This is a genomic window from uncultured Porphyromonas sp., assembly GCF_900541275.1.
In the GTDB taxonomy this organism is placed as follows: domain Bacteria; phylum Bacteroidota; class Bacteroidia; order Bacteroidales; family Porphyromonadaceae; genus Porphyromonas_A.
The window spans coordinates 39,205-45,781 of sequence record NZ_UQJH01000012.1 but is presented as its reverse complement, the minus strand read 5'-3'; the positions used below and the strand labels follow the sequence as shown (position 1 = coordinate 45,781).

Here is a 6,577-nt window from a genome sequence, read left to right as displayed (position 1 = left end):
CTTTCTTGCTGTTCATTTCTGCTCCTCTATGTGTGTACTTTTCTAGGACACCACATCGGTATTAGATATGCCCCATAAGTAGACGGCAAAATCGGGCATCCTCTCAAGCCTAATCGGGAGCTCGGTCGGAGTGCCACAGCCCGTCGGGACGGCAGCTTCACTATCCCTTTGCGTGAGATAGCTTCCTTGAGAGCCAAAGTCGCAGCAAAACAGAAAGAAAATCGCTTTGAAATATATAGATTACACTTTGTAAGTAGAAAAAGTGTATATTTGCCATGTGAACAGAACTCAAATATCAATATAACTATGGGGCAAAGTCGTAAAGATAAGTACGTAAGCAAGGCCATTGACATACTCAAGCAAGAGGGCTTCCTCCTCTCTCTGGATGAGATGGCAGCAAGGATGGGCGTCACGAAGAAGACGCTCTACAACAACTTCTCCTCCAAGGAGGAGCTACTCAAGGAGTGCGTCCATGCCATCTCCGGTGACTTCCAGAGCGCCATTTCGCTGCTTGACGATGGGGAGAGGTCTGCCATAGAGAGCTTGGTCCTGTGCTTTAAGCAGCTGGATCGGCTCTTTGAGACGCTCAATCCCGTCTTCTTCTCTGACCTGATGCGCAACAACCCACATCAGGCGATGCTGGAGCATGCGATCGGATCCAATTTCTTTGGTGGCAAGATGCAGGCTAATCTACGACGAGGGGTGGAGACCGGACTTTACAGAGCTGATCTGGACATCCCCTTTATGTGCGAGTATCTCTCGTACTCTGTCTTTGGCTTCTACATCAATGCCGTGGTGCGTAATAAGCTACTCCCCGCAGGGAGCTACTTTGCCACCATACTGGGGTACCACCTGCGCGCCATCGTCTCCGAGGAGGGAAATCAACTCTTATACACCACGTACCATGATATCATCCAATAATCGCTTGGTGATGCTCGTCCTCGGCCTGCTCCTGCTCTCGGTCACAGGGCACGCTCAGGAGAGCTACACGCTACAGCAGTGCCTCGGCTATGCCGTGGAGCACAATAGCAATGTCAAGAAGTCCGCCCTTGACCGTGAGAAGGCTGAGCGAGCCCGTCAAGAGGTGCTCGGAGCTCTCCTGCCACAGATCAGCGGGTCCGCAGGGCTTAATGACAACCTGAAGAAGGCAAAGTTTATCATGCCCAACTTCATGAATAACTTCCTCCCCGAGAAGATGCGCGACCCCAATGCGTCAGAGTACATGACCATCGAGATGGGGACAAAGTATAGTGCCAATGCGGGCTTGGCGCTTAATCAGCAGCTACTCAATATGTCGCTCTTCAATACCCTCGACATTGCCAAGGTCTCCAAGCAGATGGCAGAGCTGGGCGCCCTCTCGACAGAGGAGGATGTGATCGCTCAGACCGCTACCCTCTACTATGGGGTCCAGGTCACTCAGTACGCTGCGTCACAGATGCTTCGGAGTGTGGAACTGGTGGAGCAGATGCTCCGCATGATGGAGGTCAACTACGCCTCCGGCTTGGTCAAGAAGGTGGATGTGGATCGGCTGAGGGTCAATCTCACCAACCTCAAGACCCAGCAGTCAGCGATAGAGAGCGGGCTCGAGGTGCAGAAAAACCTGCTCAAGCTCCAGATGGGCTTTGAGGTGACAGAGCCTATGACCGTGCCGCCCCTCGACCTCGGCCTCATGGCTCAGCAGGAGATTGCCACGGTAGGCTCCCCCACCTTTGACCCCATCAGGCATATAGCTTATATGCAGCTGCAGCAGAGGGAGAGGATGGCCGAGCTGCAGGAGCGGGCGAAGAAGTATGAGTACCTCCCGACGCTCTCCCTGGCACTCAACCTGCAGTACAATCACATGCGCGATCAGCTCTTCGGCGGGGCAACCAACTACGGCTACCCGACCGCCATGGTCGGGGTGAGTCTCCGGATGCCGATCTTCAGTGGCGGCTCTCGCCTCGCCAAGGTGCGCGAGAGTCACCTCGACCTGCTCAAGGCGCAGGAGGATCTGCACGCACTCGACCAGTCGCTTAGGATGGCTAACCTCAATGCCTCCCTTAAGCTCAGAGACACTCAGCGGACCATCTCCCTACAGAGGGATAACCAAACTCTCGCTGAGCAGGTCCTTGACTTGGCGCAGAAGAATTATAACCTCGGCGTCGCCTCTCTCTCTGATGTCCTCAATGCGAGCCAGTCTCTCGTGCAGGCACAGATGTCCTACGCCAGCGCCCTTGGGGATTATATGAAGGCCTTCATCGACCTCAAGAAGAGCCGGGGTGAGATACGAGACCTTATGGAATAATAGTCACACTTCATCATAATCACATTGTCATGAAACGAAAAATCTATCTCCCATTAGCCATCGTGCTGGCCATTGGTCTCATCGTAGTGACTTTGGTCCTCAATAAGAGGGCTACCGCTGCCAAGACAGAGGGCCTTATGGAGGGTCAGTCGGCAGTGGCTGTCCGCACCGAGACGGTAAGTGAGAGCGACTATAGCGCATCCTTTGTCTCCAATGGACTCGTGGCAGGAGCACACGATCTATCTGTCGTCGCCGGCACCGGTGGGCGAGTCGTGTCGGTCTATGCCGACGAGGGCGATCGTGTCGCTAAGGGGAAGCTCCTTGTACAGCTCGATGTGGAGACGCTGAGAGCCGATGCCGAGTCCGCTCGTGTCGCTTATGAGGCGGCGAAGCGAGACTATGAGCGATATAGTCAGGCACACAGCCAGGGCGGTGTCACCGACCAGCAACTCAGTGCGATGAATACCCAGATGGTAGCGGCTGAGGGTCGCTATGTCGCCAGCCGTCGCCGGCTGGCCGATGCCTCCCTGCAGGCGCCCATCTCAGGCGAGATCTATAAGCGGTATGTGGAGGTCGGCAGCTATGTCAATCCCGGTGCCAAGCTCTTTGATATCGTCGATGACTCGCAGCTCAAGGCTACCTGCTTCGTGACCGAGCGTCAGCGGCTGCAGCTCTCGGAGGGACAGACCGTCTCTGTGGCAAGCGAAGTCTATCCGGACCGGACCCTCTCCGGTCGTATCTCCATGGTGGGAAATAAGGCAAATCATGCCCTCGCTTTCCCCGTGGAGGTGGCGCTGGACAAGGAGGGTATGGAAGGACTGCGACCCGGTATGTATGTCTCGGTGTCCTTTGGCAGCAGTGAGGAGACGCACGGGATCCTGATCCCTCGCCGAGCCATCATCGGCAGTGTCAAGGATGCTCACGTATACGTCGTCGAGGAGGGGATTGCGAGAGAGCAGACCATTACGGTCGGTGGTCTCATCGGTGACCGGATCGAGGTCCTCAGTGGACTAGAGAGTGGTGACTGCATCATCGTCTCCGGTCTGATCAATGTGTCGGATGGTCTGCCCGTCAAGGCGGTTAATGACTGACAAGCAGAGTAAAGTATGAAAATCGTAAAGACATCTATTGAGCGCCCGATATTTGTCACGGTCCTCTTTATCCTGCTGACCGTGCTGGGCTTCCTGAGCTTTAGGAGCTTGAGCGCAGAGCTGATGCCGAAGTTTACGCCGCCGCTGCTCAACGTACAGATCATCTATCCCGGTGCCTCACCGACAGAGGTGGAGAACTCTCTGACGAAGAAAGCGGAGGAGGTCCTCTCGAGTATGGAGAGCATCGACCAGATGCAGTCCTACTCCTTTGAGGGTATGTCGATGATTATGGTCTCCTTTGACTTTGGGACCGATATCGACAAGGCGATGACCGATGCGCAAAATCGGCTCTCAGCCAGGCGTGCGGAGCTGCCTCGGGATATTATCTCTCCGATGATCTCTAAGGTATCGGTCGATGAGAAGCCTATCCTGATCCTATCTGCTACAGCGGACATCGGGTCGACCGACCTTTTTGACCTCATCGACAAGCGGGTCGTCCCCGAGCTGTCGCACATCAAGGGCATCGCTAATGTGGGGCTGGTCGGCGGCGTGGAGCGTGAGATCCAGATCAATCTCGACAAGGCCAAGATGCAGGACCTCGGCATCACGCCGGTCATGGTACAGGGTGCCATACGTGCCTCCAACCTCGACTTCCCCACCGGCTATCTCATGAGCGATGAGTCGCAGATGGCGGTTCGCCTCTCCGGTAAGATCACCTCCATCAACCAGCTCCGCAGGCTGATCCTCCGCAACGTCAATGGCACAGCCATCCGTCTCGAGGATGTCGCTGAGGTGGTCGATGGGGTCAAGGACCCGGTCAAGATGGGGCGTGTCAATGGTCAGGAGGCGATCCTCCTCAATATCCTCAAGCAGTCAGACGCCAACGCCCTCGACGTGAGCAAGGCGGTGGCGGGGCAGATCTGGACGCTCGAGGAGCGCTACGCCGCTGATGGCCTTAGGATAGAGGTGGCGCAAGATACCACCACCTTTATCCGCAATGCGATCAGCTCTGTGCTCACGGATCTCTTGCTCGCCATCCTCTTGGTGTCGCTGGTGATCCTGCTTTTCCTCCACAATGTCCGCAACGCCCTGATCGTGATGGTCGTGGTGCCAGTGTCCCTGATCGCCACCTTCATCGGGATGAGGCTCTTTGGCTTCACGCTCAATATGATGTCCCTCCTGGCACTCTCGCTGGTGATCGGCGTCTTGGTGGACGATGCGATCGTGGTCATCGAGAACGTCTATCGCCACATGGAGATGGGGAAAAACCGAGTCCGCGCCACCTGGGATGCCATGAATGAGATCGGCATCACCGTCATCTCGGTCACCATGGTCTTGGTGGTCGTCTTCCTGCCGATCATCTTCACCAATTCACTCGTCTCGGACATCCTCCGGCAGTTCTGTGCCGTGATTGTGATAGCGATCCTCTTCAGCCTCCTTGCCGCCCTGACTCTCGTGCCGCTGCTCACCTCCCGGCTGGGGAATGTGCAGTCCCTCAGGAGGGATAGCTTCATCGGTCGGATGCTCAGCGGCTTTGAGGAGGGCATCAGTCGCTTTGCAGAGCTTATCTCCACGGTGACCCGCTGGGGAATGAGTCACCGCTGGACGCTGGCACTCATTGTCGTTGTACTGATGGCCGGTGTGATGGCACTTTTCCCACTTGGTTTTATCAACTTTGAGTTTCAGCCCTACATGGATCGGCACGAGTGCATCATCCAGCTGGAGATGCCCAAGGACATATCTTTGGAGGAGTCCAATAAGCTGGTGCGCAAGGCTGAGGGCTGGCTCATGCATCGACCTGAGGTGGAGAAGGTGGTGACTATGGTCGGCCTGACCAGTGATAACGGTCAGAGCAGCAAGGGGACACCCTATCTCGCTGAGATGAATGTTAAGCTCAAGAAGGTCCCCGGTGGCACCGAGACCTATGTGGCTAAGATCCGGAAGCCTCTCTCGGACTATCTCGTGGATGCACGTGTGAGGGTCTGCAATGTCAGTATGACCGGTACCGTCTCCAAGGCATCCGTGGAGTATGTGATCTCCGGTACCGACAAGGACTCGGTGGCTCTCTATGCCGATAAGGCGCTCTCAGCGCTGAGTACGATCCCGGGCGTGATACAGCCGTGGCTCTCCGTCGAGAATGCCACGCCGGAGGTCACAGTGCGAGTCGACCGAGACAAGATGTCCAATCTTGGGCTCACCCTGGACAATGTAGGTATGATGATGCAGACGAGCTTCCAGGGTAATGATCAGCCAAGGTATACGGAGGGGGACTATGAGTACGCGATAAACATCCGTGCCGATAAGGTCTCTCGCCGATCCATCGAGGATGTCGCCGGACTTATGGTCGTCAATGGCCAGGGCGATCTCATCCGGCTCTCGCAATTCGCCGACATCAGCCTCGGTATCGGTCCCAGCCGACTGGAGAGGTACAATCGCAACAGCTCCGTCACGCTGCGCGCTCAGGCCTACGGTGTGCCTGCCGGCGCAATTGCCAAGGAATTCATGTCCCGGCTTGATGGTGAGGACTTGCCCGGTGGGGTGCAGATACAGACCACCGGTGATATGAAGAAAATGTCCGACTCGATGAGCGTCCTCATGACGGCGATCCTGCTCTCGCTCCTCTTCATCTATCTCGCGCTGACGCTGCTCTACAACAACTGGACCGACCCGCTCGTCGTGATGATCGCCATCCCGCTCTCGATCGTCGGTGCCCTGCTCGCCCTCGCCCTGACCAATACTGCCATGAGCATCTACGCCATGCTCGGTATGGTGATGCTGGTAGGTCTGGTCGCCAAGAATGCGATCCTGCTGGTCGACTTCGCCAACGAAGCACGCGCCGAGGGACAGCCGGTGGACGAGGCACTGATACAGGCGGTCAAGCTCCGTACGCGTCCGATCCTGATGACCGCCCTCTCGACCATCATCGGTATGCTCCCCGTGGCTCTCTCGCACGGCTCAGGCGCTGAGCTCCGTACCGGTATGGCGTGGGTGATCATCGGTGGTATGGCTCTCTCTACCCTGCTGACGCTGATCGTCGTGCCGGCACTCTACAAGGCTTTCCACGCCCGACAGAGGTCCGGCACAAAGCAGAAGGTGGACATCGAGGCCCTGCTGACGGAGTAAAAGGCAAAGCATATAAACAAGTAGTGGGCGGTGCAGAGATGTTTCTGCACCGCCCACTATTAGGATACCTCCTATTCAG

4 protein-coding genes are annotated in these 6,577 nt (G+C 56.4%); all 4 read left to right on the top strand.

Translation table 11 applies throughout. The features are described from left to right. Nucleotides 1-306 precede the first annotated feature (306 nt). From QZR17_RS06045 to QZR17_RS06030, 4 genes are read left to right on the top strand one after another with little or no spacing between them, the layout of a single operon-like run. Complete coding sequence (locus tag QZR17_RS06045; RefSeq protein ID WP_297128921.1) at nt 307-921, top strand: TetR/AcrR family transcriptional regulator; 615 nt, start codon at nt 307-309, stop codon at nt 919-921. Then, nucleotides 905-2,284: a TolC family protein gene (locus tag QZR17_RS06040; RefSeq protein ID WP_297128918.1), complete on the top strand. Its 1,380-nt coding sequence runs from the start codon at nt 905-907 to the stop codon at nt 2,282-2,284. Before QZR17_RS06045 ends, QZR17_RS06040 begins: the two co-directional genes overlap by 17 nt. 29 nt (nt 2,285-2,313) lie before the next feature. Then, nucleotides 2,314-3,375 carry an efflux RND transporter periplasmic adaptor subunit gene (locus tag QZR17_RS06035; RefSeq protein WP_297128915.1) on the top strand — a complete coding sequence of 354 codons (1,062 nt, stop codon included), beginning with the start codon at nt 2,314-2,316 and terminating at the stop codon, nt 3,373-3,375. 15 nt (nt 3,376-3,390) lie between these two features. Then, the gene (locus QZR17_RS06030) at nt 3,391-6,498 is read left to right on the top strand and encodes an efflux RND transporter permease subunit (RefSeq protein ID WP_297128910.1); all 3,108 of its coding nucleotides are present in this window, start codon (nt 3,391-3,393) and stop codon (nt 6,496-6,498) included. The last annotated feature ends 79 nt before the right edge of the window (nt 6,499-6,577 follow it).